Source organism: Halococcus thailandensis JCM 13552 (assembly GCF_000336715.1).
GTDB lineage: Archaea > Halobacteriota > Halobacteria > Halobacteriales > Halococcaceae > Halococcus > Halococcus thailandensis.
Genome location: NZ_AOMF01000146.1, coordinates 1 through 23,268 on the forward strand (window position 1 = coordinate 1; position 23,268 = coordinate 23,268).

Annotated in this window: 29 protein-coding genes and 2 pseudogenes; 18 read left to right on the forward strand and 13 right to left on the reverse strand. The window is 66.3% G+C overall.

From position 1 onward, the window contains the following. Both C451_RS07750 and C451_RS07755 read left to right on the forward strand, forming a co-directional pair. Nucleotides 1-286, forward strand: a pseudogene (locus C451_RS07750) (cytosine permease); the annotation flags it as partial. Further along, nucleotides 287-1,195, forward strand: a complete 909-nt coding sequence (locus C451_RS07755; RefSeq protein ID WP_007739463.1) for a phosphatase PAP2 family protein — start codon at nt 287-289, stop codon at nt 1,193-1,195. Here the strand turns inward: C451_RS07755 and C451_RS07760 are convergent. Beyond that, a complete protein-coding gene (locus C451_RS07760; protein ID WP_007739465.1) occupies nt 1,177-2,547 on the reverse strand; it encodes a glutamine synthetase family protein in 1,371 nt (456 codons plus the stop codon). The genes C451_RS07755 and C451_RS07760 overlap by 19 nt on opposite strands. A 125-nt stretch (nt 2,548-2,672) precedes the next feature. Here C451_RS07760 and lrp point away from each other — a divergent pair, with 125 nt between their 5' ends. Continuing rightward, a complete protein-coding gene (lrp, locus tag C451_RS07765; RefSeq protein ID WP_007739469.1) occupies nt 2,673-3,128 on the forward strand; it encodes an HTH-type transcriptional regulator Lrp in 456 nt (151 codons plus the stop codon). Here lrp and C451_RS07770 read toward each other — a convergent pair. The 5 genes from C451_RS07770 to C451_RS07790 form a co-directional block, all read right to left on the reverse strand. Continuing rightward, nucleotides 3,125-3,463 (reverse strand): hypothetical protein, encoded by a 339-nt coding sequence (locus C451_RS07770; RefSeq protein WP_007739472.1) that lies wholly within the window; start codon nt 3,461-3,463, stop codon nt 3,125-3,127. The two genes, lrp and C451_RS07770, sit on opposite strands and share 4 nt — an antisense overlap. Nucleotides 3,464-3,799: 336 nt before the next feature. Continuing rightward, nucleotides 3,800-5,494 (reverse strand): thermosome subunit alpha, encoded by a 1,695-nt coding sequence (gene thsA / locus C451_RS07775; protein ID WP_007739478.1) that lies wholly within the window; start codon nt 5,492-5,494, stop codon nt 3,800-3,802. A 126-nt stretch (nt 5,495-5,620) separates the two neighbouring features. Continuing rightward, nucleotides 5,621-6,586 (reverse strand): DUF5787 family protein, encoded by a 966-nt coding sequence (locus tag C451_RS07780; protein ID WP_007739480.1) that lies wholly within the window; start codon nt 6,584-6,586, stop codon nt 5,621-5,623. A 47-nt stretch (nt 6,587-6,633) separates the two neighbouring features. Beyond that, the gene (locus C451_RS07785) at nt 6,634-7,317 is read right to left on the reverse strand and encodes a haloacid dehalogenase type II (RefSeq protein ID WP_049913038.1); all 684 of its coding nucleotides are present in this window, start codon (nt 7,315-7,317) and stop codon (nt 6,634-6,636) included. Between the two features lie 52 nt (nt 7,318-7,369). Next, nucleotides 7,370-7,900: a hypothetical protein gene (locus tag C451_RS07790; RefSeq protein WP_007739484.1), complete on the reverse strand. Its 531-nt coding sequence runs from the start codon at nt 7,898-7,900 to the stop codon at nt 7,370-7,372. A gap of 138 nt (nt 7,901-8,038) precedes the next feature. On the opposite strand from C451_RS07790, the gene C451_RS07795 reads away from it, so the two are divergent. The 11 genes from C451_RS07795 (at nt 8,039) to C451_RS07845 (ending at nt 14,814) form a co-directional block, all read left to right on the forward strand. Continuing rightward, nucleotides 8,039-9,283 carry a translation initiation factor IF-2 subunit gamma gene (locus tag C451_RS07795; RefSeq protein WP_007739486.1) on the forward strand — a complete coding sequence of 415 codons (1,245 nt, stop codon included), beginning with the start codon at nt 8,039-8,041 and terminating at the stop codon, nt 9,281-9,283. Further along, nucleotides 9,280-9,660, forward strand: a complete 381-nt coding sequence (locus C451_RS07800) for a PIN domain-containing protein (protein ID WP_007739487.1) — start codon at nt 9,280-9,282, stop codon at nt 9,658-9,660. The genes C451_RS07795 and C451_RS07800 overlap by 4 nt, the downstream gene beginning before the upstream one ends. Further along, nucleotides 9,660-10,235 (forward strand): DNA-directed RNA polymerase, encoded by a 576-nt coding sequence (locus C451_RS07805; protein ID WP_049913039.1) that lies wholly within the window; start codon nt 9,660-9,662, stop codon nt 10,233-10,235. Before C451_RS07800 ends, C451_RS07805 begins: the two co-directional genes overlap by 1 nt. Nucleotides 10,236-10,237: 2 nt before the next feature. Next, nucleotides 10,238-10,435 carry a transcription elongation factor subunit Spt4 gene (gene spt4, locus C451_RS07810; protein ID WP_004051249.1) on the forward strand — a complete coding sequence of 66 codons (198 nt, stop codon included), beginning with the start codon at nt 10,238-10,240 and terminating at the stop codon, nt 10,433-10,435. Nucleotide 10,436: 1 nt separating this feature from the next. Beyond that, nucleotides 10,437-11,012 carry a GTP-dependent dephospho-CoA kinase family protein gene (locus tag C451_RS07815; protein ID WP_007739489.1) on the forward strand — a complete coding sequence of 192 codons (576 nt, stop codon included), beginning with the start codon at nt 10,437-10,439 and terminating at the stop codon, nt 11,010-11,012. Nucleotides 11,013-11,134: 122 nt separating this feature from the next. Further along, nucleotides 11,135-11,635: a hypothetical protein gene (locus C451_RS07820; RefSeq protein WP_007739490.1), complete on the forward strand. Its 501-nt coding sequence runs from the start codon at nt 11,135-11,137 to the stop codon at nt 11,633-11,635. An 84-nt stretch (nt 11,636-11,719) separates the two neighbouring features. After that, nucleotides 11,720-12,043: a 30S ribosomal protein S24e gene (locus C451_RS07825; protein WP_007739491.1), complete on the forward strand. Its 324-nt coding sequence runs from the start codon at nt 11,720-11,722 to the stop codon at nt 12,041-12,043. Further along, complete coding sequence (locus C451_RS07830) at nt 12,043-12,177, forward strand: 30S ribosomal protein S27ae (RefSeq protein WP_007739492.1); 135 nt, start codon at nt 12,043-12,045, stop codon at nt 12,175-12,177. Before C451_RS07825 ends, C451_RS07830 begins: the two co-directional genes overlap by 1 nt. 57 nt (nt 12,178-12,234) lie before the next feature. Then, complete coding sequence (locus tag C451_RS07835; protein WP_007739493.1) at nt 12,235-13,839, forward strand: bifunctional N(6)-L-threonylcarbamoyladenine synthase/serine/threonine protein kinase; 1,605 nt, start codon at nt 12,235-12,237, stop codon at nt 13,837-13,839. A gap of 32 nt (nt 13,840-13,871) precedes the next feature. Continuing rightward, nucleotides 13,872-14,147, forward strand: a complete 276-nt coding sequence (locus C451_RS07840; RefSeq protein WP_007739494.1) for a DUF5808 domain-containing protein — start codon at nt 13,872-13,874, stop codon at nt 14,145-14,147. Between the two features lie 46 nt (nt 14,148-14,193). Beyond that, nucleotides 14,194-14,814, forward strand: coding sequence for a non-canonical purine NTP pyrophosphatase (locus C451_RS07845; RefSeq protein WP_007739495.1), 621 nt, complete (start codon nt 14,194-14,196; stop codon nt 14,812-14,814). 318 nt (nt 14,815-15,132) lie between these two features. Here C451_RS07845 and C451_RS07850 read toward each other — a convergent pair whose 3' ends face one another. After that, nucleotides 15,133-15,603 carry a DUF7384 family protein gene (locus tag C451_RS07850; RefSeq protein ID WP_007739496.1) on the reverse strand — a complete coding sequence of 157 codons (471 nt, stop codon included), beginning with the start codon at nt 15,601-15,603 and terminating at the stop codon, nt 15,133-15,135. Nucleotides 15,604-15,817: 214 nt separating this feature from the next. Between C451_RS07850 and C451_RS07855 the strand changes: the two genes are divergently transcribed. The 3 genes and pseudogenes from C451_RS07855 (at nt 15,818) to C451_RS07865 (ending at nt 18,338) form a co-directional block, all read left to right on the forward strand. Beyond that, entirely contained in the window at nt 15,818-16,786 is a 969-nt protein-coding gene (locus tag C451_RS07855; protein WP_007739497.1) for an asparaginase, read from the forward strand. Between the two features lie 141 nt (nt 16,787-16,927). Then, nucleotides 16,928-17,299, forward strand: a pseudogene (locus C451_RS07860) (DoxX family protein). A gap of 133 nt (nt 17,300-17,432) precedes the next feature. Then, a complete protein-coding gene (locus C451_RS07865; protein ID WP_007739499.1) occupies nt 17,433-18,338 on the forward strand; it encodes a serine/threonine-protein kinase RIO2 in 906 nt (301 codons plus the stop codon). Between the two features lie 47 nt (nt 18,339-18,385). Here the strand turns inward: C451_RS07865 and C451_RS07870 are convergent, their stop codons facing one another. From C451_RS07870 to C451_RS22610, 6 genes are all read right to left on the reverse strand, one after another. Next, on the reverse strand, nt 18,386-18,616 hold the full coding sequence (locus tag C451_RS07870; protein ID WP_007739500.1) for an ABC transporter permease subunit: 231 nt from the start codon (nt 18,614-18,616) through the stop codon (nt 18,386-18,388). A 194-nt stretch (nt 18,617-18,810) separates the two neighbouring features. After that, nucleotides 18,811-19,530 carry a DUF2270 domain-containing protein gene (locus tag C451_RS07875; RefSeq protein WP_049913044.1) on the reverse strand — a complete coding sequence of 240 codons (720 nt, stop codon included), beginning with the start codon at nt 19,528-19,530 and terminating at the stop codon, nt 18,811-18,813. 349 nt (nt 19,531-19,879) lie between these two features. After that, complete coding sequence (locus C451_RS07880; RefSeq protein WP_007739502.1) at nt 19,880-20,827, reverse strand: cytochrome c biogenesis CcdA family protein; 948 nt, start codon at nt 20,825-20,827, stop codon at nt 19,880-19,882. Between the two features lies 1 nt (nt 20,828). Next, nucleotides 20,829-21,359 (reverse strand): hypothetical protein, encoded by a 531-nt coding sequence (locus C451_RS07885; protein WP_007739504.1) that lies wholly within the window; start codon nt 21,357-21,359, stop codon nt 20,829-20,831. A 19-nt stretch (nt 21,360-21,378) separates the two neighbouring features. Further along, nucleotides 21,379-22,113 (reverse strand): DsbA family protein, encoded by a 735-nt coding sequence (locus C451_RS07890; protein WP_007739510.1) that lies wholly within the window; start codon nt 22,111-22,113, stop codon nt 21,379-21,381. Continuing rightward, nucleotides 22,113-22,274 (reverse strand): hypothetical protein, encoded by a 162-nt coding sequence (locus C451_RS22610; RefSeq protein ID WP_161605856.1) that lies wholly within the window; start codon nt 22,272-22,274, stop codon nt 22,113-22,115. The genes C451_RS07890 and C451_RS22610 overlap by 1 nt, the downstream gene beginning before the upstream one ends. Before the next feature lie 182 nt (nt 22,275-22,456). On the opposite strand from C451_RS22610, the gene C451_RS07895 reads away from it, so the two are divergent. After that, entirely contained in the window at nt 22,457-23,044 is a 588-nt protein-coding gene (locus C451_RS07895) for a YIP1 family protein (protein WP_007739512.1), read from the forward strand. The last annotated feature ends 224 nt before the right edge of the window (nt 23,045-23,268 follow it).

Genomic DNA, 23,268 nt, shown 5'->3' on the forward strand with positions numbered 1-23,268 from the left:
TGTGTATAAGAGACAGCTCGAAAGCGATCTGAAGCAGTACGTCCGCAAGCGCCAGCGCCGCGGTCACGCGCGCGGCTGGGGCCCCTATCTCGTGCTTCTCTACGGCACCGCCATGACGATCGGTGCGTTCGCCTATCTCGACGGGGGCTGGGCGATCCTCGCGATGCTCGTCGTCTGGCTCTCGACGCTCGGCCTCTACGTCCTGATGGTGCTCGTCGGGCTCGCCGGCGCGGCGCTCGGCGCACCGGGACGGCTCACCGACCGAATCCGGGAGTTCCGCTCGTAGATGCGCGGCCTCGGGGTTACCGAGGCGCTCGACGCGCTCCCCGACGCGTTCGGACTCGTGTTCGCCGTTCTCACACAGCTCGCCGACGTCTGGTTCGTTCTCGGGTTGCTCACGCTCGTCTACTGGTTCGGCGAGCGGTCGCCGCTCTCACTCCCGCGCGAACGCGGGGCGTTGCTGATCGCGCTCGCGTTCGGCGGGCTCTCGCTCGTCGTCGTGGCGAAACAGGTCTTCGCGCTGGCACGGCCGCCGCTGGCCGGCGAGGCCACGGCGATCGAGCACGTGCCCGGATTCCTCCACGCGATCTACACCAACGCGGCGACCGCGACGGGCTACGGCTTCCCGAGCGGCCACGCGCTCACCGCGACGGTCGTCTGGGGCGGGCTCGCCGCCGTCCTCGACGTCGGCACGCGCACCCGCCGCGCGCTCGTCGCCGGAACGATCGTCGCCGTCGTCTGTTTCGCGCGGCTCGTGCTCGGCGTCCACTATCTCGTCGACGTGCTCGCCGGCGTCGCGCTCGGACTGGCGTATCTCGGGGTCGTCCTGGCGCTCGCCCGCGGGCGGGCGCGACGAGCGTTCTGGATCGCCGCGACCGTCGCCGTGGTGGCGCTGCTCGGGACGGTGAGCGCCGACGGCGCGCTGGCGCTCGGAGCGACCGCGGGCGCGCTCGCAGCCTGGGAAGTCCTTGGTGATCGACTGGCGAGCAGCGGTCCGATGGCACTCGGCGTCGGCATTCTCGGAATGGCAGTGCTCGGCGGTGGGTTCGTGGCAGTCTACCTGCTCGACGTCGGCGTGGTGATCACGGCGCTCGCCGGCGCGGTCGTCGGTGCGGGCGTCGTCGCGATGCCGGTGCTCGACGAACAAATCGGTGGGCGTGAAAAGGATGAGCCGACTCAGAACGTTTCGAGGTAGCGCTCCTTCTCCCACTCGCTGACCGACACGCGGTAGTCCATCACCTCGGAGCGCTTGGCTTCGAGGAACTTCTCGGTGACGTGCTCGCCGAGCGCGTCGGTGACGACCGGATCGGCTTCGAGCGCGTCGAGCGACTGTGCGAGCGTCGTCGGCAGCGTCTCGATCCCGTGTTCGGCGCGGCGCTCGGCGTCGAACTCGTAGATGTTCTCGCGCACCGGATCCGGGACCGCGAGACCGCGCTCGATGCCTTCGAGACCGGCGTGGATCATCGCCGCGAGCGCGAGATACGGGTTACAGGAGGGGTCCGGCGAGCGGAGCTCGACCCGCGAGGCGGCGGGCGTGCGCGCGGCGGGCTTGCGGATGAGCGAGGAGCGGTTGCGGTCCGACCACGCGATGTAGACCGGGGCCTCGTAGCCCGGCACGAGCCGCTTGTAGCTGTTGACCGTGGGGTTGCAGACCGCTGTGATCGCCGGCGCGTGTTCCAGAACGCCGGCGAGGAACTGCTTGGCCGTCCCGCTCAGATCGAACTCGTCGTCGGGATCGTGGAAGGCGTTCTCGCCGCCAGAAAAGAGCGAGAGATGCGTGTGCATGCCCGAGCCGTTGACGTGCGCGATCGGTTTGGGCATGAACGTTGCGTGCAGGTCGTGTTCGGCGGCGATGGCACGCACCACCGCCCGAAAGGTGGCGACGTTGTCGGCGGTCGTGAGCGCGTCGTCGTAGGTGAAGTTGATCTCGTGTTGGCCCGCGGCGTCCTCGTGGTGGGAGGCTTCGATGTCGAAGCCCATCTCCTCCAGCCCGTAGATGATGTCACGGCGCACGTCGCTCGCGAGGTCCTTCGGCGCGAGATCGAAGTAACCGCCGGCATCGTTCGTCACGGTGGTGGCGCCGCCGTCCTCGGCCTGCTCGAACAGGAAGAACTCGGGTTCCGGCGCGGCGTTGATGTCGTACCCCATCTCGGCGGCGCGGTCGATCGCGCCCTTGAGCACGCCGCGCGGGTCGCCGACGAACGGGTCGCCGGTCGAGGTGTTCATCACGTCACAGATGAGCCGTGCGCTCGCGGTGCCGTCGTCGTGGTCGCGCCACGGGAGGACGGCGAACGTCGACGGGTCGGGCGTGAGCCGCATGTCCGATTCCTGGATCCTGACGTAGCCCTCGATGCTCGATCCGTCGAAGTAGATCCCCTCCGTGAAGGCTTTCTCGGCCTGTGTAGCGGGGATCGAGACGTTCTTGACGGTGCCGAGAATGTCCGTGAACTGGAGTCTGAGGAAGTCGACGTTCTGCTCGTCGATCTCTTCGAGAACGCGCATAGCGGCCGCGGAGAGACCGTCGGAGTTCGGTGTTCCGTTTGTCATCGTTTGTGCCTATTCAGTAGGATACCACTGGAGACAAAAGCCCTACTGTTCGTCGCAAATATTGATTACGCGGGGAAAACTGGATGTTCGTAAAGTTTTACTCCCCAGCCGCGAAACGCGCTGCAATGACCTACGAGAACCTCGACACGGAGCTGGTGAACGCGCTGCTCGACGACGGGCGGGCGAGCCTGCGGAGTCTGGCCGACGAGCTCGACGTCTCGGTGACGACGGTGTCGAACCACCTCTCGAATCTCGAAGACGACGGCGTGATCCGGGGTTACGTACCGGTCGTCGACTACGCCGCGTTGGGCTACGACGTGACCGCGATCCTCCAGCTCAAAGTCGAGGGGAGTTCGCTGCCCGACATCACCGAACGGCTGCGCGAGCACGACCAGATGCTCTCGGTCTACGAAGTGACCGGCGATCACGACGTCGTCGCCATCGGCAAGTTCCGGGATACCGACGAGATGAACGATCGCATCAAAACCCTGCTCACCGACCCCGACATCAACGAGTCGAACACGAACATCGTGCTCAACACCGTGAGTGAACACGAACAGTTCAAGCTCGATACGGATTAGACGACCGCGAACGCGACCAGCAGGTTCAGTCCCGTCACGCCGATCCCGCCACCGATGAGAACGGCGAACCAGACACGCCAGCCAGGGACGGTTCTGATGAATCGCTCGCCGACGAACGCCACCGTGCCCGCCGCGATCGCGCCGCCGAGCTGCACGGCAAAGGCGAGCGCCGGCATCGACAGCAGCGATCGAATGAACGGGTTCGCCTCCAGATGCGCGCCCGCGAACTCCGCGGCCAACAGCGTCGAGAGCCCGTCACAGACGCCCCAGACGACGACCACCGCGACCACCAGCTCGGCGTACGCCGGCCGCTCGAAACGAAAACGGTGGCTCATGACTGTGCCAATGCAGTACAACAGTAAATCGTCGCTGGCTAGTTACTGAAAAATCGACCTCGGCGTCGGTCGCCGAGCGGTTGCGGTGCGGCCGCGATGCGGTCGCAGCCGCGGTGCGGTCGCAGTTGTGACACGACCGGAGACCGGTGAACACCGCATCCCTGGCGGATGAAGGGCGAGGCGCGCGGAGCGCGCCGAGGGCTTCTGCGGTGCAGATGCGGTCGTGGTGCGGGTGCGGCCACGGTGCAGTTTGCGGTCGCGGTGCGGTTTGCGGTTTTTCCCCAAGTTTTTGCGAACGAGCGGGCCGAAGGCCCGCGAGTGATGCAAAAAGTGGGTTTACATCATGCCGCCCATGCCACCCATACCGCCCATGCCACCCATACCGCCCATGCCGCCCATACCGCCGGGTGCGCCGCCGGGGCCGCCAGCGGGCGGGCCACCGTCGTCGCCGTCGTCGGTCTGGCCGCCCTTGAGGTCGCCGGCCGCGATGACGTCGTCGATGCGGAGGATCATCACGGCGGCCTCGGTGGCCGACTCGATGGCCTGCGTCTTGACGCGGAGCGGCTCGACGACGCCGTCCTCTTCCATGTCGACGACGTCGCCGGTGTAGGCGTCGAGACCTGTCGTGGTGTTACCGCCGTCGTGCTGACTGCGGAGCTCGACGAGCGAGTCGATCGGGTCGAGACCGGCGTTCTCGGCGAGCGTGCGCGGGATGACGTCGATCGCGTCGGCGAACGATTCGACGGCGAGCTGCTCGCGGCCGCCGACGGAGTCGGCGTAGTCACGCAGGCCGAGCGAGAGCTCGGTCTCGGGGGCGCCGCCGCCGGGCAGCACCTTGCCGTCCTCGAGCGTGACGCGGACGACGCCGAGCGAGTCCTCGATTGCGCGCTCGATCTCGTCGACGACGTGCTCGGTGCCGCCGCGGAGGATCAGCGTCACGGCTTTTGCGTCCTCGACGTCCTCGACGAAGATGCGCTGGTCGCCCGCGATGTCGCGCTCGGCGACCGAGCCGGCGTAGCCGAGATCGAACTCCTCGATGTCGTCGAGGTTCGAGACGACGTGTGCGCCGGTCGAGCGGGCGAGACGGTTCATGTCGCTCGATTTCGCGCGGCGGACGGCGAGGATGCCTTCCTGAGCGAGGAAGTGCTGGGCCATGTCGTCGATGCCGTCCTGACAGAAGACGACGTCGGCGCCGACGGAGACGAGCTGGTCGACCATCTCTTCGAGCTGCTCCTCCTCCTGATCCATGAACTCCTGGAGCTGGTCGGGGTCGGTGACGTTGACCTCGGCGTCGATCTCGGTCTCCTTGACCTCGAGGGCGGAGTCGAGCAGCGCGACGTTCGCGTCCTCTTTGAAGTAGGGCATGTTGTCGTGGACGCGCTCCTTGTCCACGATGACGCCCTCGACGAGCTCGGACTCGTCGACGCTACCGCCGACGGCCTTCTCGACCTGGATGTTGTCGGTGTCGATGCCTTCGTCGTCGCTGATGGCGGTCACGGCGCTGACGACGAGTTCGGCGAGCAGGTCACGGGAGTTCTCGGCACCCTTGCCCGTCATCGCCGTCGCGGCGATCTGTTCGAGCGTGTCGGTGTCGGACTCGTCGACGTCGATGGCGGTCTCTTCGAGGATGTCCTTGGCTTCCTCTGCGGCCTCGCGGTAGCCCTGTGCGAGCGTGGTCGCGTGGATGTCCTGATCGAGGAGATCCTCGGCCTTTTCGAGGAGTTCGCCGGCCTCGACGACGGCGGTCGTGGTGCCGTCACCGACCTCGTCCTCCTGTGTCTCGGCGACCTCGACGATCATGTTCGCCGCCGGATGCTCGATGTCCATCTCCTTCAGGATGGTGACGCCGTCGTTCGTGACGACGACGTCGCCCGCGTCGGAGACGAGCATCTTGTCCATCCCTTTCGGGCCGAGCGTCGTCCGAACCGCTTCGGCGACGGCCTGACCCGCGGTGATGTTCATCGACTGTGCGTCCTTACCGGACGTTCGCTGTGAATCGTCCGAGAGTACGATGAGGGGCTGGTTGCCCATCTGCTGAGCCATAGTCACCTACCGATTGATTGGAGTTCTACATAAAAGCATCGGTTTTCGCCGGCGTGCTCACTCACGTCCGCCGGTTCGACGGTGTGCTATCGCATCGCAGACGGCCCTTATATACTAAAACCGATCGAGTCCCGCCTGCCGGCGCTGGCATCCATCGGGATCGGCCACCCACGATGAGCGCCGGTCGCGTTCCACGTCGATGTCGACGTCGGGCGGGGCCGCCGGTTCGTGGCCCGCACAGTCGACGCCACATTCGGCTGCCGGATGGACGAACCGGCCCTTCCACTCACAATATGGCATCCCACGCGCGCCCGCGTACTCGCCGTCCGCCACCTTTGCACAGTGCGGAAAGTCGTCGATGCGCCACCCCTTCCCGTAGGCGCGCTCGGCGATGCGGCGGCGTGCCTGCGCCTTTGCAGCAGGCTCCACCGTCTCTATCGCCGTTTCCGTCGGTCGACGGTCGCCGATGTCGATGCCACATTCCGTCGGCGAGAGGGTTGTCGGCTCGCGCAGCACCTCCCGGGTACCTCGATCGGGATCGAACCGCCAGACGCCCACCTCGTCGGGGATCCGGTGGAGATGTGCACCGGTTACGTGCGAGGCGGTCGCGAGGATCACTTCGTCGAGCAGTCCGAGGCTCACGTCTCGGCGGAGCTGGGCTTCGAGAGCACCCGGACGACCGAGATCGGGTTTGTTCTCGATACCCACCAACTTCTCGAACCAGTCGTCGGGATAGCGCGCCGTCTGACGAACGTATTCGCGCCCGCCGCGGCGCTCGCGCTCGAAGAAATCGATCTCGATCGCCCGGTCGGTCGCGGTCCGTGCCCGCTCGGGATGGCAGTCAAAGGTGTCCTTCCAGTAGCGCGCCGTGCCGACGCCGACGGCGCTCTCGATCGCGGCGTCGGGGATCTCGTGTGGGGTGAGTTGCGCTCGCGCGTCGAAATCGGGCCCGGGTTCGACGTGGACGATATCCATCACCCTGTTGCCGTTGAGGCTCGTCCCGAGCTGGCGGCTCACGATCCCTTCGACGTCGGCTTCGAGACGGGCACACAGCGCTAGCTCGAACGCGAACTCGCGCACGGAGTGATTAACGGCGGACGGGGCAAAAACGTCGCGCTCGCGGCGGTTCAGACCCCGAGCTCCGCGGCGAGATCGTGAATGCTCTCGATCGTGAGGGCGGGGTCGCCATCGAACGGCTCCCACAGTTGATCGTCGCGATCGATCCAGACACCCTGCATGCCGGCGTGTTCGGCTCCCTGGACGTCGAACCAGCCCGCCGAGACGTGCGCGACCTCGTCGATCGGTGTGTCGGTGCGCTCGGCCGCGTGGCGGTAGAGCGAGGCGTCGGGCTTGAACGTGCGAATCTCGTCGGCACTCACCGTGTCCGCAACGAGATCGCCGATGGCGGCGCTCTCGACCATCGAATCGAGCATCGCCGGATTCCCGTTCGAGACCACGTAGCAGTCGTAACCGCCGTCACGGAGGCGCTCGATGCCGTCGCGCACGTCGTCGAAGACATCGAGATCGTGATACTCTTCGAGGATTTCCTCCCGTTCGTCTTCCGTGAGATCGACGTCGTGGGCGGCGAGCGCGGCCGACAGCGCGTCGCGCAGGATCTCATAGAAGGGCTGGTAGGCGTCGAGATCGCCGGCGACGAACGTGTAGGCTAGCGAGCGCTCGCGCCAGAGCGTCGACACCGGTTCCGGGTTCGCGACGTGTTCGGCGAGCGCGTGTTCGACGCTCTCGACGTCGACGAGCGTGCTGTACGAATCGAAGGTCACCGTCTCGATTCGATCGGGATCGAAGACCATACCCATCCCAGGTGGGCGCGATGCTTCAACGCTCGCCGGCGACGGTCACGGGTTACGAGCGCTCGACGACCCGGAGCGTGCGGTTCGTCCCGTGACGGACGACGAACTCGTAGTCGGTCACGCCGTAGGGCAGTTGCACCTTCGCGGTGTAGCGCGCCAGCCCGCGACAGCTCCGATTGGCGGCGTCGGTCGCCCGGTGATCGATCGAGAGGACGAACGTCCCGGGCGAACGCCTGCTGATGGTCGGTTCGGTGAGCCGATCGCCGGCGTCCGGCAGGCTCACGTTGCCGGTGATCTCGAGATGGCGCGCGCCGAGCAGGCGGTAGCCCTCGATGGAGGCGTTGTCGCTCGCGTTGGGCGTACAGCCGGCGGCAGTGGTCGTCGATTCGAAGACGCTCGCCTCGTCGGCGACGACGCTGCCCGGCGAGCCGGCCGCGGCCTGAAACAGGAGCGGGTCGAAGACGAACACGGCGACGGCGATCGCGGCGACGGCGAACACCGCGAGCACGAGCAGCGGCGCGAGGACGCTCGACAGCGTTCCGAGAGCAGCCATCGCCCGTTCGCGGCCCGACGGGTCCGGCATGAAATTACGGTTACGGAGCGCGAAACATAACCGTTTCCCCGGTGATGGATGGTCCATCCGGCATCGAACGGCGGCCGTGATATATGGAACAGCAGGTTTATGAACGACTCGGGGCATAGTTGCCCTATTACTTTCGAGATGACACGGAACCACCAACAACCGGAGGTGAACATCGGGCTGGTCGGCCACGTCGACCACGGCAAGACGACGCTCGTGCAGGCGTTGAGCGGCTCGTGGACCGACCAGCACTCCGAGGAGATGAAGCGCGGCATCTCCATCCGGCTCGGCTACGCCGACGCCACATTTAGAGAGTGTCCCGAGATGGACGCGCCCGAACGATACACCGTTGCCGAAGAGTGCCCGGACGGCACGGAGAGCGAGCACCTCAGAACGGTGTCGTTCGTCGACGCACCGGGTCACGAGACACTGATGGCGACGATGCTCTCGGGCGCGTCGATCATGGACGGCGCGGTGCTCGTCGTGAGCGCGACCGAGACCGTCCCACAGGCCCAGACGCAGGAACATCTGATGGCGCTCGACAGCATCGGCATCGACAACATCGTCATCGCCCAGAACAAGGTCGATCTCGTCGGCGACGATCGCGCGCGTACGAACTACGAGGAGATCCAGGAGTTCGTTTCGGGGACTGTCGCCGAGGACGCACCCGTCGTCCCCGTGAGCGCCGGCCAGGAGGTCAACCTCGACCTGCTGATCCAGGCCATCGAGGAGGAGATCCCGACGCCCGAGCGCGATCCGGACGCCGACGCACGGCTGCACGTCGCCCGGAGCTTCGACATCAATCGACCGGGAACGCGCGCCGACGAACTGCTCGGCGGCGTGCTCGGCGGCAGTCTCGTCGCCGGCGAGCTCACCCCGGACGAGGCAATCGAGCTTCGACCGGGTCGCGAGGTCGAACACGGTGGCCAGACCGAGTGGCAGCCGATCACGACCGACGTGCGCTCGCTCCAAGCCGGTGGCGAATCCGCCGAGAGCGTGACGCCCGGCGGACTGTTGGGCGTCGGCACCGGGCTCGATCCGAGTCTGACGAAGGGCGACGGGCTCGCCGGGCAGGTCGCGGGCCCGCCGGGCTCGCTCCCGCCGACGCGCGAGGCGTTCACGATGGAGGTCTCGTTGCTCGATCGCATCGTCGCCGGCAACGACGACGAGGAGAGCACGGACGTCGAACCCGTCTCGACCGGCGAGCCGCTGATGCTCACGGTGGGGACCGCCACGACGGTCGGCTCGGTCACGAGCGCGCGCGACGACGAGTGTGAGGTGGCGCTCAAGCGGCCGGTGTGTGCGGCCGCCGGCGCGAACATCGCCATCAACCGCCGGGTCGGAGCGCGCTGGCGACTCATCGGCGTCGGCACGCTGACCGAATGAACGAGAGGGTGCTCATGGACACGAACGCGCTGATGATGCCCGTCGAATGCGACGTGCGGGTCTTCGAGGAGCTCGATCGGCTGCTCACCACGCCCGAACCACTCGTGCCGCGGGCAGTGCTCGACGAGCTCGACGCGCTTTCGGGGAGCCACGGCGAGGAGGCCGTCGCGGCGAGCGTCGGGCACGACCTGAGCGAGCGCTGTCGACCGATCGAGCACGAGGCGACCGAGGCCGACGACGCCTGCGTCGAACTCGCCGGCGAGCGCTGCGAACTGGTCTGTACGAACGACCGCCCGCTGCGCGAGCGCGTTCTCGAACGGGGTGTGCCGGTCATCGGACTGCGCGGTGAAAACACGCTAGCGATCACGGAGCCATAATGTACAAACGAGTTAGACTTACGGATACGGTAGAGGTACCGCCACAGCTGCTCGCGGACGTCTCCGCGGGGATGGTGAAACGACTGTTGCAGGACAAGCTCGAAGGGCGACTGGACGAGGAGGTCGGCAGCATCGTCAGCGTCACCGAGGTCCACGACATCGGCGACGGGCGCGTGCCGCCCGGCCGGCGCGACCACGAGGGGTCGGTCTACTACGAGGCGGAGTTCGACGCCGTCACCTTCGACCCGCAGATGCAGGAGGTCATCGACGGCGAGGTCGTCGAAATCGTCAACTTCGGCGCGTTCGTCGGGATCGGCCCGATCGACGGCCTACTCCACGTCTCACAGATCAGCGACGAGTATCTCGCCTACGACGAGGACGGCCAGATGCTCGCCTCGCGTGAATCGAACCAGACACTGGGCGTCGGCGACGCCGTGCGGGCACGTATCGTCACCAAGAGCATCGACGAGCGCAACCCCCGGGACTCGAAGATCGGTCTCACGGCGAAACAGGTGGGCTTGGGCAAACACGGCTGGCTCCGCGAGGAGCGCGAACCCGCGGCGGCGGGTGAGTGAGCATGGCGACCAGACGCGTCTGTCGTGAATGCCATCGCGTGCTCGATTCGCCCGACCAGCAGACCTGTCCGGCCTGCGGATCGTCGAGCCTGACCGAGGACTGGGCGGGCTACGTGGTCATCTCCCACCCCGAAACCAGCGAGATCGCCAGCGAGATGCAGGTCACCGAGCCCGGTCGCTACGCGCTGAAGGTGCGCTAGCGTGGCCGGCGGCGAGGGCGAATCGGACGATCTCGACGTGTTGCTCACGCTGCCCGACGAGCTCCGCGGTGCGTTCAAGGACCCCCTCGGCCCGATCCACACCGACGCGAACCAACTCCACCCCGATCTCGGCGACCCAGTAATAACGGTCGGCGACGTCGTCACCCGCCACCTCACCCGGGCCGGCGTGCGCCCGGATCTCGCAATCGTGGACTGGGTGACCGAGCGCGAAACCTTGCCCGAGAGCGAAAAGCCCGATATCACGGGCTACGGCGAGCGCATCGACGTCGAGAACCCGGCGGCAGGCCTTTCTGCGTCTCTCCTGCGCGCGCTCGGCTCCGGTATCGAGCGAGGCGAGAAGACGGTCATCGTCGTCGATGGCGAGGAGGACCTGGCGACCGTCCCCGTGCTCGCGGTCGCCCCCGACGGCGCGAGCGTCGTCTACGGCCAGCCCGGCGAGGGGATGGTCCACGTCCCGGTCGATGACGAGGCACGGACGCGGACGCGCGAACTGCTATCGAAGATGGACGGCGACGGCGAGCGAGTGCGGGACGCGCTCGGCATCGAAGCCGACTGAGATCGGCGGTCGGCAAGCCGACCGATCGATCGCGACACGGGATTCACATTTCCGACGATTGATTCTCAGCGGTGGGTTTCTTGTACGAGTCGTTGGTAGCGACGGGACGACGGCCGTTCACCATGGACGAACTCACCGATCCCGAGAGTCTGCGCGAGCGCGAGAACGTCGAGTTCAGCGAGATGGCTCCCGAGACACACCAGAGCCATTTCGAGCTGTACGAATCCATTGCGGGACTGGCAATCGTGGGCGTCACCGACGCGGACGACCGGCTGCTCCTCCTGGAACACGAGGACGCACCGTATCCGACGCTGCCCTACGGGAGGGTGGCTCCGTCGGACGGATGGGTAGCGACCACGCGGGCGACGGTCACGGATTCGACCGGTGTTGCAGTCACCGTCGACGATGTGCGCCGAGTGCGCCACCACACCTACCGATCCGAGGCTGGCGAAGAGACGACGGGCTACGACGTCGTCGTCACCGCGTCGCCCGAGGGAGATGGCGATATCCCGGCAGAGTCGGGCCAGGAGTGGGTTCCGAGGTGGCGCGACACCGCGACGCTCGACCTGCCGGACGAGCCGGACAACGACGTGCTGAACGACGTTCGACTGTTCGTGGACTGAAGCGCGAGGCGACGCGACGAACCCCGTTTCTCGGCTCCGTGACTCGAAATCCTTTTGGCTGCGACAGGAGGACTGTTGACCAACATGGACATCGAGATCACCCGAGAGGAGGAGAACCCCATGCTCCATCGGACCGACGTGCGCTTCGAGCTCACCCACGACGAGGCGACGCCGTCGCGGCTCTCCGTTCGCGACAGTCTCGCCGCGCGGCTCAACAAGGACGCCGGCGAGGTCGTCATCCACGAACTCGACACGGCGTTCGGGATGCGCACGACGCTCGGCTACGCGAAAGTCTACGAATCGGCCGACGACGCCCGCGAGGTCGAGCAGACGTACATGCTCGAACGCAACAAGATCGGCGTCGACGAGGAAGACGACGAGGCGAGCGCCGAGGCGGAGGAAGCCTGATGGCCCGCCACGAGCTCTACGACGAGGACGGCTCGACCGACCGCGAGCAGTGCCCCCGCTGTGGCGACGCCTTCCTCGCCGCCCACGACGACCGCGTGCACTGCGGGCGCTGTGGCTACACCGAGTGGAACTGAGGTGATGGCCCGGCCCGAGGCGAACCGCATTGTGAAAGCGCGACCGGCGACGAAGCCGTGAGCGACCGACCGACCGTCCTCGGCATCGAGGGCACCGCGTGGGCGGCGAGCGCGGCGCTCTACGACACCGAGACCGACGACGTATCGATCAGTTCCGACGCTTACCAGCCCGACAGCGGCGGCCTCCACCCGCGCGAGGCAGCCGAACACATGCGCGAGGCGATCCCGGCGGTCGTCGAGGAGATTCTCGACGAGGCCGACTCGATCGATGCCGTCGCCTTCTCGCGCGGACCCGGTCTCGGCCCGTGTCTGCGCATCGCGGGGACGGCCGCCCGCGCGCTCGCGCTCTCGCTCGACGTGCCGCTCGTCGGCGTGAACCACATGCTCGCCCACGCCGAGATCGGCCGGCATCGCTCGGGCTTCGATACACCGGTCTGTCTGAACGCCAGCGGTGCGAACGCTCACGTCCTGGCTTTCCGGAACGGCCGCTATCGCGTGCTCGGCGAGACGATGGATACTGGAATAGGGAACGCACTCGACAAGTTCACCCGCCACGTCGACTGGTCGCATCCCGGCGGCCCGAAGATCGAGCGCGCTGCCCGTGACGGCGAGTACGCCGAACTCCCCTACGTCGTCACCGGGATGGACTTCTCGTTTTCGGGCATCATGAGCGCCGCCAAGGAGGCCGTCGATGGCGGGACGCGGATCGAGGACGTCTGCTACTCGCTTCAGGAAACGACGTTCGCGATGCTCGCCGAGGTGGCCGAGCGCGCGCTCTCGCTGACGTCGAGCACCGAACTCGTCCTCGGGGGCGGGGTCGGGCAGAACCAGCGATTGCGGGCGATGCTCGGCGAGATGTGCGAGGCCCGTGGTGTCGATTTCTTCGCGCCGGAGGCGCGCTTTCTGCGCGACAACGCGGGCATGATCGCCGTGCTCGGCGCGAAGATGCTCGCGGCGGGCGATACGATCGCGATCGCGGACTCGCGGGTCGATTCCGGATTTCGTCCCGATCAGGTGCCCGTGACGTGGCGCGAGGAAACGGGGGTACAGTGGGGCGAACGCTCGACCGAGGGTGCGTTGCAGGGAGCCGAAGCGCTGGTCGAGATCGACGGCGAGCGCGTGCGAAAGCGCCGCCTGCCGAAGTCGTATCGGCATCCGACGCTCGACGAGCGACTGCGCCGCGAGCGCGTCGTGCTCGAAGCGCGCCTCACGAGCGACGCACGCCGGCAGGGGGTGCCGACACCGATCGTCCTAGACGTCGACACGGCGGAAACGCAGTTGACCGTCGAGTACGTCGGCGAGAACGATCTCCGGACGGTGCTCGACTCGAAGGAAGGGATGGCTCGCGTGCGCGATGTCGCCGACCATCTCGCGACGCTGCACGGGGCGGGCATCGCCCACGGCGATCCGACGACGCGCAACGTCCGCGTGAGCGATTCCGGCGACGACCGGACCTATCTCATCGATTTCGGGCTCGGCCACTACACCGACGACGTCGAGGACCACGCGATGGACTGCCACGTCTTCGAGCAGTCGCTCGCGGGCACGGCGGCCGATCCCGGGGCGCTCCGTGAGGAATTCGAGACGGCGTACGCCGAGACGGGTGACGACGACGTGCGAGAGCGCCTTCGCGCGATCGAGGGACGCGGGCGCTACCAGTAAATCACTTAACGGGGGCGGTCGTAGGGCAGGACATGGCAGACGAACGACCACCGTCCGGCGAGATATTCGGCGTCCCGTACAACTTCGAGCGACCGAGCCTCGGGCGGATGCTGTCGGCGTACTGGCAGCCCGGCGAGGAAATGCTGGTGAAGAAGCCGTTCGGCGTCGGCTACACCCTCAACCTCGCCAACTGGCGGTCGTGGGTCGCGCTCGCGGTCGTGGCCGTCCTGCTCGTCCAGGAGAACCGTGGCGAGGACGAGAGCTACGGGGACGAAGAGGAAGAGCCGGTCGAAGTCATCGTCGACTGACCGACCATATCGACGGCTACTTTTCCGCGACTCGCCGAGAGCGACCATGCTCCAGTACGTGACGACCAACGAGGGGAAGGTCCGCGAGGCTCGCGACTACATGGCCTGCGAGCAGTTCGACTTCGACTACACCGAGATCCAGAGCGACGAGCTCGGCGCGATCGCCGCCCACGGCGCGCGCGAGGCCTATCGCGAGGCGGGCGAACCGATCCTCGTCGACGACGCCGGACTGTTCGTCGATGCGCTGGGTGGCTTTCCCGGCCCCTACTCCTCGTACGTCGAGGACACCCTCGGCATCGAGCGCGTCCAGAAACTCGTCGCCGACGAGAAAACCCAACGGGCGGCCTTCCGGTGTGTGCTCGCCTACTGCGACGGCGGGGAGTTCGCGGCGAGTCCCGACCCGGTCGATCGGGACGACCGCGCGCTCGCTGCTGCGGGCGACGAGGGCGACGAAAGCGACTCCGGACTGCCCGTGAAGCTCTTTTCGGGCACCGTTCGCGGGCGGATCGTCCCGCCGCGCGGCGAGGGCGGGTTCGGCTACGATCCGATCTTCGAGCACGAGGGGACGACGATGGCCGAGATGGGCGTCGACGAGAAGAACGCCATCTCCCATCGCGGGCGCGCGCTGGCGAAGTTCGGCGAGTGGTATCACGAACGGGATGAATGACGAATCCTGAAGGGCGGGGTCAGTATCCAAGAGTGATGGAAAGAAATGGCAGGAAAATCGTCGAGATCGACGACGACTCCTGACGAAAACGAGAACCGCAGGCCACACCCTCCCCAGCCGATTCCTTCGCTCACTCCGTTCGCTCAGTCATCCACCGTCAGAACTTCGGTCTGACGAGCCGGCACTCACTTCGTTCGTGCAGACCTCGCGCGTTCCCCGGCCTTCGGCCGGATTCATCGCGCGCCACCGCTCTCGTCCGTATCGGAACGATGGATCGAGAAGATCGTGCCGGTAGCCGTCGAGTGGATAAGGAATCACTCACGCGCGCGGGTCGCGATCCGGACCGGGGTAGTCCCCGCCGACGATGGTGGGGTAGAGCGCTTCGGGATCGAACAGTCCGCAGAACCCGGCGGGATGTTTGACGCTCGTGGCGACGTGCTCGCGGATGCGGACACCGGTCTCGGCTGTGCGGAGCGACTCGTCGAACGAAAGCAGGTGGGCGGCGTCACCCGCTGCCGCCGAGGCGAGCGCCGGGTGATCCCTGGGTGGGTGGTCGACACGCACACGGAGATCGTCGATGCGCTCGCGCCAGTCGTCGGCGAGAGAAGAGTCGGCGAGTTGCGCGATGACGGCGTGTGCGTCGGCGAGCAGCGGATCGCTCGCGACGAGTGATATCCAGGAATGCGCGCGCACGAGATCCAGAGCGTCGCGGGCATCGCCATCGCGGAGGAGGTCGGCCGCGAGCACGTCGGCGTCGGCAACGACGCGCGCCGGATCGGGTTCAGCCATCGCGGCGCTCCCCGTTCGTCCGCCGCTCCGCGAGCGCATTCTGGATGGCGTCGAGCGCCACGTCGTGTTCGCCGGCACGCTCGAACAGGTTCTCCCACGAATCGGCCATGGAGGAACTCTAACTGCCGTCGGCAAAACGGCTTGCACTCGATTGGGCGTTCGTCAGAACTCGCGGCCCGGAACGACTATTGCCACGACGGGCGAGCAGGAGGGCATGACCATCGTCGTCATCTCGACCGGCGGCACGATCGCCTCAACCGAGACGGCCGACGGCGCTGCCGCACCCGATCTGACCGGCGAGGAACTCGTCGCGGCGATCCCGGAGCTGGGATCGGTCGCCGACGTGCGGACCCACGAGTTCGCGAACGTGCCGAGCCCGCATCTGACGATCGACCGGATGCAGGCGCTGTCGGAGCTGTGTGCCGAGTACGACGCCGACACGTCGATCGACGGCATCGTCGTCACGCACGGCACCGACGTTCTCGAAGAGACGGGATACTTCCTCGATCTGACCTACGGCGGCGAGACGCCGGTCGTGCTGACGGGCGCGATGCGCAATCCATCGCTCGCGAGTCCCGACGGACCGGGGAACCTGCTGGCGAGCGTTCGCACGGCGGCAAGCGATGGTGCAGCTGGTCGCGGCGTGCTGGTCTGTCTCGACGACCGCGTCCACGCCGCGCGGGACGTGACGAAGATGAACACGATGGCGCTCGATAGCTTCCGCTCGCCCGAGTTCGGCCCGCTCGCGACCGTCGACGAGAGCCGCGTCGTCTGGCATCGCGCCGTCGCGGACGGTGGACCGGTGTTCGACGTCAGCGACGAGTCGCTGACGAACGACGTCCACGCCGTGACCGTCACGGCGGAGATGCCCGTAGCACAGCTCGATTGCGCCAGGGAGGCCGACGGGCTCTGTCTCGCGACGACCGGCGCGGGCCACATCCCGCCGACGATCGTTCCCGCGCTGGAGGAGCTCCGCGATGCTGGCGTCCCGCTGGTCGCCACGAGCCGCTGTCCCGAGGGGCGACTCGCGCGGGAGACCTACGGTTTCGAGGGGAGCGAGCGAACGCTCCAGGAGCTCGAGATCTACTACGCGGCGCGAAATCTCCAGAAGACGCGCATCGCGACCGTCGTCGGGCTGGCCACCGACGCGCTGGACGAGCTGTTCGAGCGACCGGAGCGGTGAGAGAAGTCGGCGAGGACAGAGCAGTGACTCGAACGTGTCGGTCGAAGGGGATACTGTTTTCGTCGAGCACTCCCCACCACCGGCGTGAGCACTGCTACCGACGACGATTCGAACGGCCACAAACGACCGCTCCGCTACGTGATGGGCCTCCTCTACATCGGTGCGGGCATACTCCATTTCGTCGCACCGAGGGTCTACGCGCGGGTCGTACCGCCACGATTTCCCAAACCGGTAGTGCTCGTCTATCTCTCCGGGCTCGCCGAGATCGTTCTCGGAGGCGGCGTGCTGCTGCAGCGGACGCGGCGTCGCTCCGCGTGGGGAATCATCGCGCTGTTGGTTGCGGTCTTTCCGGCGAACGTCCACATGGCGACGAGCGACGTGGCGACCGATGCGGTGCCAGACCGGATCGAGGGAATCGCGTAGGCGGCACTGTGGATTCGACTCCCGCTCCAAGGGGTCCTGATGCTCTGGGCATGGTGGTACACGCGTTCGACCGCTGAAACGACCGAGTGAGAGGAGAGTAGTTTTCACCCGTACACAATCATCCGAACGATCGACCACCGACATGGACCAATTCCATATTGCAGTATAGGATTTATCGCTGAGTCGCACGGCGCTTTTACCCGCGGCAGGCCAAGGGCGAGCGATGGTGCGCAACGTCGCAAGCGAGATGGCCGATCTCGACACGGAGGACTTCTATCTCCTCTCCGGCGTCGAGCAGGGGATGCGGTTCAGCGAGTGGGTCAACCGGGGGAAACTGCCCGACTTCGCCGATCTCACGCCCGAGAACGTCGACTACCACCTCGATCGCTGTGCGGACCGGGGGCTACTCGAACGCCGAACGATCCAGTACGAGGGGTACAAGCTCACCTTCGAGGGGTACGACGCGCTCGCGCTCCACACGTTCGCCGAGCGCGGCACCATCGAGGGGGTGGGTGCGCCGCTCGGCGTCGGCAAGGAAAGCGACGTCTACGAGGTCGCCTCCTACACGCCGTTCGCGCTCAAGTTCCACCGCGAAGGCTACACCAACTTCAGGGAGGTGATGAAAGAGCGGGAGTACACCGCCGACCGCGAGCACGTCTCCTGGATGTACACCGCCCGCAAAGCCGCCGAACGGGAGTACGACGCGCTCGAAACGCTCTACCCCGAGGTATCGGTCCCCCGACCGGTCGATCAGAACCGCCACGCGGTCGTCATGGAGAAACTCGCCGGCGTCGAGCTCTCGTCGGCGAAACTCGACGCCGAGCAGGCGGCCGGCGTCTGTGATCTCGTGTTGCAGGAGGTCGTGACGGCCTACGAGGCGGGCTACGTTCACGCCGACATGAGCGAATACAACGTCTTCGTCGCAGACGACGGCGTGACCGTCTTCGACTGGCCACAGGCCGTCCCGACCGAGCACGCGAACGCGACCGAGTTCCTCGAACGCGACGTCGAGAACCTGCTCGGCTACTTCACGCGGAAATATCCGAGCGCCATGCCGTCTGTCGACGCCGAACGGATCGCCGACGCCATCGTCGAAGGGACGTTCGAGCACCTAGAAGGCACACCATAAATCCCATACGACGATAGCAATCGTATCGGTTGCCGGCGGCGCACCGATCACTCGGCCACTCGTGGGTCAACGATGATGGAGACGACGTCCTGCACGAAATTACCGAGCACGCCGACGAGCACGATCACTAGCGACGTGCCGAAGATCACCGGTATATCCCGCGACTGGATGGCGACGAGACTCAACCCGCCGAGTCCCTGAATCCCGAAGACGTACTCGATGACGAAGGCGTTCAGGACGACGATGCCGAGCATATCCGCGAAAAACAGCGACAGCAACGGATACGATTGCTATCGTCGTATGGGATTTATANCCCCCCTTTGCCCGAACGAGTTCGATGAACTCTGCGTCGATATTTTCGGGCGATTGGGCACGCGCATACCGGAGCTGTCCGGCGAGGAAGCTCGTTCCCAACACCGCGGCCGGAATCCATCGCGAATCCGCGACGTGGATTTTCGGGCGATCGATGACGTCAGTCGTGATGGCCGTCGGCGTCGCTCCAGACATCGACGTCGGTGAGTCGGAGTTCGCCGTTGGCCTGCCACGTGCGCGGTCGGAAAGCGATCGCCGCCGCGCCGACGAAGAAGACGGCGACGATGGCGCTCACGGTGATTCCGGGGACGACGCCGATCGACGCGCTGGCGGGCCACGGTGTCCCGTGCATGAACGCGGTGATGCGGACCAGCCAAGCGACGAGCAGGACGGTCAGCAAGGGGAGGTAGATGCGCCGGAGCCGGTGGGCGAGCGCCTCCTCGAAGGAGATCTTGATGCGTGGCGTGCGGTAGTCCTCGCTGAGTTCGCGCCGCCAGTGGGGATCGTCGATCTCCTGTGAGGGATCGAGCGCGTTCGCGAAGACGTTCTCCTGTAACAGGCGCACGCGCGAGCGCCAGAGATCGTAGCCGCGATAGCGGCGGGCCTCGATGATCAGAAAGACCGTCAGCATCACCATGCCGACGAGGAGGACGTAGTGGGGGTTGTCGCTCGTGAACGTCCAGGTCAGGATCGCCGCCATGATCGTGACCGCCCAGTTGGTGGTCCGATCGAGGCGCTCGCGCCAGAACTTCATTCGATGGACTTCCCCACGGTAGAGGTGGGCCATCGACGAGCCGGGACCCATCCCCTCCTCGAACATCCCGCGGCCGATGTGGCGCTCGGTCTCGCCGGTCGGATCGAACGGCTCGTTCCCGCTCACGAACCGCACCCCGCCAACGATCGGTCGCGGTCGGTCAGTGCCCCGTCACACCGTCGGTTCACGTGTCGCTCGTGGTTCGTCGTCATCGGTCGGTCACGTGGTTGGTATCGAACGTTCGCCTTGCCGGTAGTTCGGTTCGGTCGGTACGTCTCCCTACCGAACTGTTCCGGATAAAACTTGCCATACAGTGGAGATTGTGTGGCGATATCGGAGCGATAATGAGGGTCTTCTTCGACAATTCGTGACTGAGTGAGACAAAGATGCATGATTGCACGTGGCGTACGGTTCCTCGATTGATCGTCGATGAACTGCAGGCGGCGGTGAGCGGTAGGCGCCGATCGATCGGCGGCTAGCCGAGGAGTGCATCATCCGGGAGATAGCCGAGCGAGCGCAGCGTGTACCAGGTGACGTACAGCCCGATGAGCACGAACGCGGCGCTGCCGACCGTTCGGACCGGGGCGGCGTAGCGCCCGAGCGAGAGCGAGCCCTCCGTGAGATTGGCGACGACGCTCAGCCCGACCATCAGCGTGCCCATCCCGGCGGCGAAGGCGGCGAAGACCAACAGTCCCGAGAGGAAACTCCCCGTGAAGAACGACGAGAGCACGACGCCGAGGAACACCGGGAGGTTGCAGGCGAGGCTCCCGACACCGTAGAGCAGGCCGAAGGTGAAGAACTCCGAGTCGGACACCTCGCCGCGCTCGGGGAGTTCGATAGCCTGGAGTGGCGAGATACCGTAGTAGTAGGCAGCTCCGAGCGCTACCAGCAACGGGCCGACGAGCAACTGGAGCGACGCGAGATACGGGCGCACCCACTGACCGACGACGAGCACGATCCCGCCGACGAGCAGGTAGAGCAGGACGATGCCGAGGGTGGCGATCCCGCCGATACGGAGCCCACGAACCGCGCCGCGACGGCCGGTCGCAGCGACCGACAGTCCCGTGCCGAGGAACACCGCCGCTACCGGCGGAAGATAGCTGCCGGTGCCGAGTTTCGCCAGCGGGACGACGATCTCGTAACCGGGCAACAGCAGGCGGATCCCCGCCGTCGCCATGTAGAACAGGGGGATCGCCCCGGCGAGAAAGAGCAGGACGCCGTTCGCGAGCAACAGCTGTCGCACGAAACTTCCCGAGTCGCCGTTCGTCGTGGTGCGGTCCGCGGAAGCGGTCGATCCGTCGTCGTGGGTGAAGTAGTAGGTCAGATACGCGGGCAGGAGACCGACGCTACATGGTGCGAAGAACATCAACACGCCCGCCGCGTACGCCGCCGTCAGCAGCGACGGCTGATCGATCGCAACCATCTCAACTCACCCGACAGCTTCGTGGGTCGCCCGAGCGCGCGAGGAAGAAGAGCAACAGGACGATCCCGGCCAGTCGGAGGAGGTTGCCGTCGAACGGCATCGCGGCGAGTGAGCCGGCAACCCCCAACAGGCCGAGCACGCCGGCCCCACAGCTCGCACAGCCCGAGGCGAGCAGGCCCGGCACGACGCCGAGCAGGTCGCGCACGCCCGAGACGTCCTGCAGCCGGAGCTGTGTCGCCACGTTCGTCAGCGCGACGCCCGTGAGCACCGCGTAGGCGACGACGAGACTCAGTCCGAACGGGCCGATCGAAGCGTACGTGTTCGCCGTCAGCGCGAGCACCGCGTCGTCGAGATAGCCGAGATCGGCCCCGAGCATCTGTGCAGAGTACGCGGGAAACGAACTCAACACGAGCCCGACGTACGTCACGACCGCGACCACGGCCGCACCGAGCGCCCGGCGGTTCGTCGTCAGCGGGAAGGACAGCGCCGCCACGAGGCCACCGTCGGCACCGGACGAGCGTTCGACGCTCATGCTCTCCCTCGTCGATCGATCACGAGTTCGTCACCTGTTCGATGGCGGATTCGAACTGATCGTACGGCTGTGCGCCGACGATCTTCCCACCCTTCTCGGACTGGCGATTGTAGACGATGAATCCCGGCGTGCCGCTGATCTCGAGAGTGCGTGCGCGCTGACTATCCGTCTCGATGTTCTTCTCGATCGACTTGCGATGCCGTGTCATACACCGTTCGACGTCATCGGCCGAGACGCCGTCGACATCGCGCGTGACGTCGAGCAGGTTCGCCTTCGAGGCCCAGCCGGAGTTCTCCTCGCCCTGTGCTGCGAAGACTGCCGAGTGCCATCGCCAGTAGGCGTCGGGGTTCGAGTCCTTGACCACGCGCCAGACACACTGGTTCATCACGGCGGCCGTCATCGAGTTCGCGCCGAGATAGGGGAACTCGATGAATATCACGCGGACGTCGCCGGTGGCGACGTGGTTCTCGATGAGTTTCGGCAGCGTGTCGCTCTCGAAGCGCGCACAGAACGGACACTGGTACTCGCTCCAGTAGTAGAGCGAAACCGGCGCATCGAGCGCTCCCATGACCGGCTGGCCGTCGAGTTCGATATCGTACGCGCCCGTCCCGGTCGTCGCGTGCATCTCGGCCGCAGCGGTGCCGCCGGAGCCACCCGCATTGAGCGTCGAGGCACCGTACACCACGCCACCGCCGACGGCGACCGTCGCGAGACCGCCGAGTATCGTCCGTCGCGTGAGTCGCGAGTCGTCCATTATCGGGCGAACTGCGGGGCGAGGGCCGCGTTGTCGATCACGAACCCGTCGCTCACCGGGCCGTGTCGTGCGGGGTCGTTCGCCGCTCCTTGCCGTGGGGACCGCTCCGCGCGTCGGTCGTCCGAACGACCGAACGCGACGGCGGGGGTAGCCACGCTCACGGTCGTCTAGTCGTGGCCGGTCACGTAAATACGCGGGCTCTTCTCCCCGAGCCGACGGATCGCTACCACGATGCGTGGTCCCACGGCCAGCTGGCAGAATCCGTCAACGTGCGAGCGAGGACGAAACACGAACCGGCCGGCACATCGAAACCGAGATACGCGGGACACGACGATGGAGGGACGTGACGCAGTGGGTCGAGAACCCGACCGGCGGGCGCGACAGGGGACCGATAGCGCTCGCGCGGGCGTGGCTCGAAGTGCTGGTACGCCCGCGCCGGTTTTTCGCCACCGGGGTCGCGCCGGGTGATCAGGCTCCCGGCCTCGCGTTCGTCATGGTCGTGGTCGCCATCGAGGAGGCGACCCGCTTCGCGCTCGTTCCCGGGTCCTATCCGGTGCTCGCCGACCAGCAGTTCGCCTCGGCGCTGCTCGTACTGCTCATCGCCGTCGGATTCGTCGCACCGCTCGCCCTCCATCTCGCGGCAGCCATCGAGACGCTCGCGCTCGTTCTGGTGGCCGACGACCGCGCCGGCGTCAGCGAAACCGTACAGGTCATCGCCTACGCGAGCGCCCCCTGCGTGCTCGCCGGCGTTCCGATTCCCGGGCTCAGGATCGCCTGCGCGCTGTATGGAGCAGCATTGCTCGTCGTCGGCACGAGCGAGGTCCACGAGATCGGTCTCGGGCGCGCAGCCCTCGCTACGGCCGTGCCCGCGGTCTTCGTCTTCGGCTACGCCTTTCGGGCGGTTGCGGCCGGAACAGCACTGCTGCCATAGTCGACCGACGCAGTACGATAGTTAATATATCCGACATAGAAGAGATTTTCGGACCGATAGGATGGCTGTTCGGCGCACCCGGGTGAGACAAGTTTTCGATTTCGTCACAAGCGAGCGAATCGACCCCAACCCCATTGATAAATGGTTCGATAGTAGTGACATATAGGCAACCACTAGAACCTCGATCGCTCCAATTCATCCGTCAATAGGCGTTTCGCACTGAC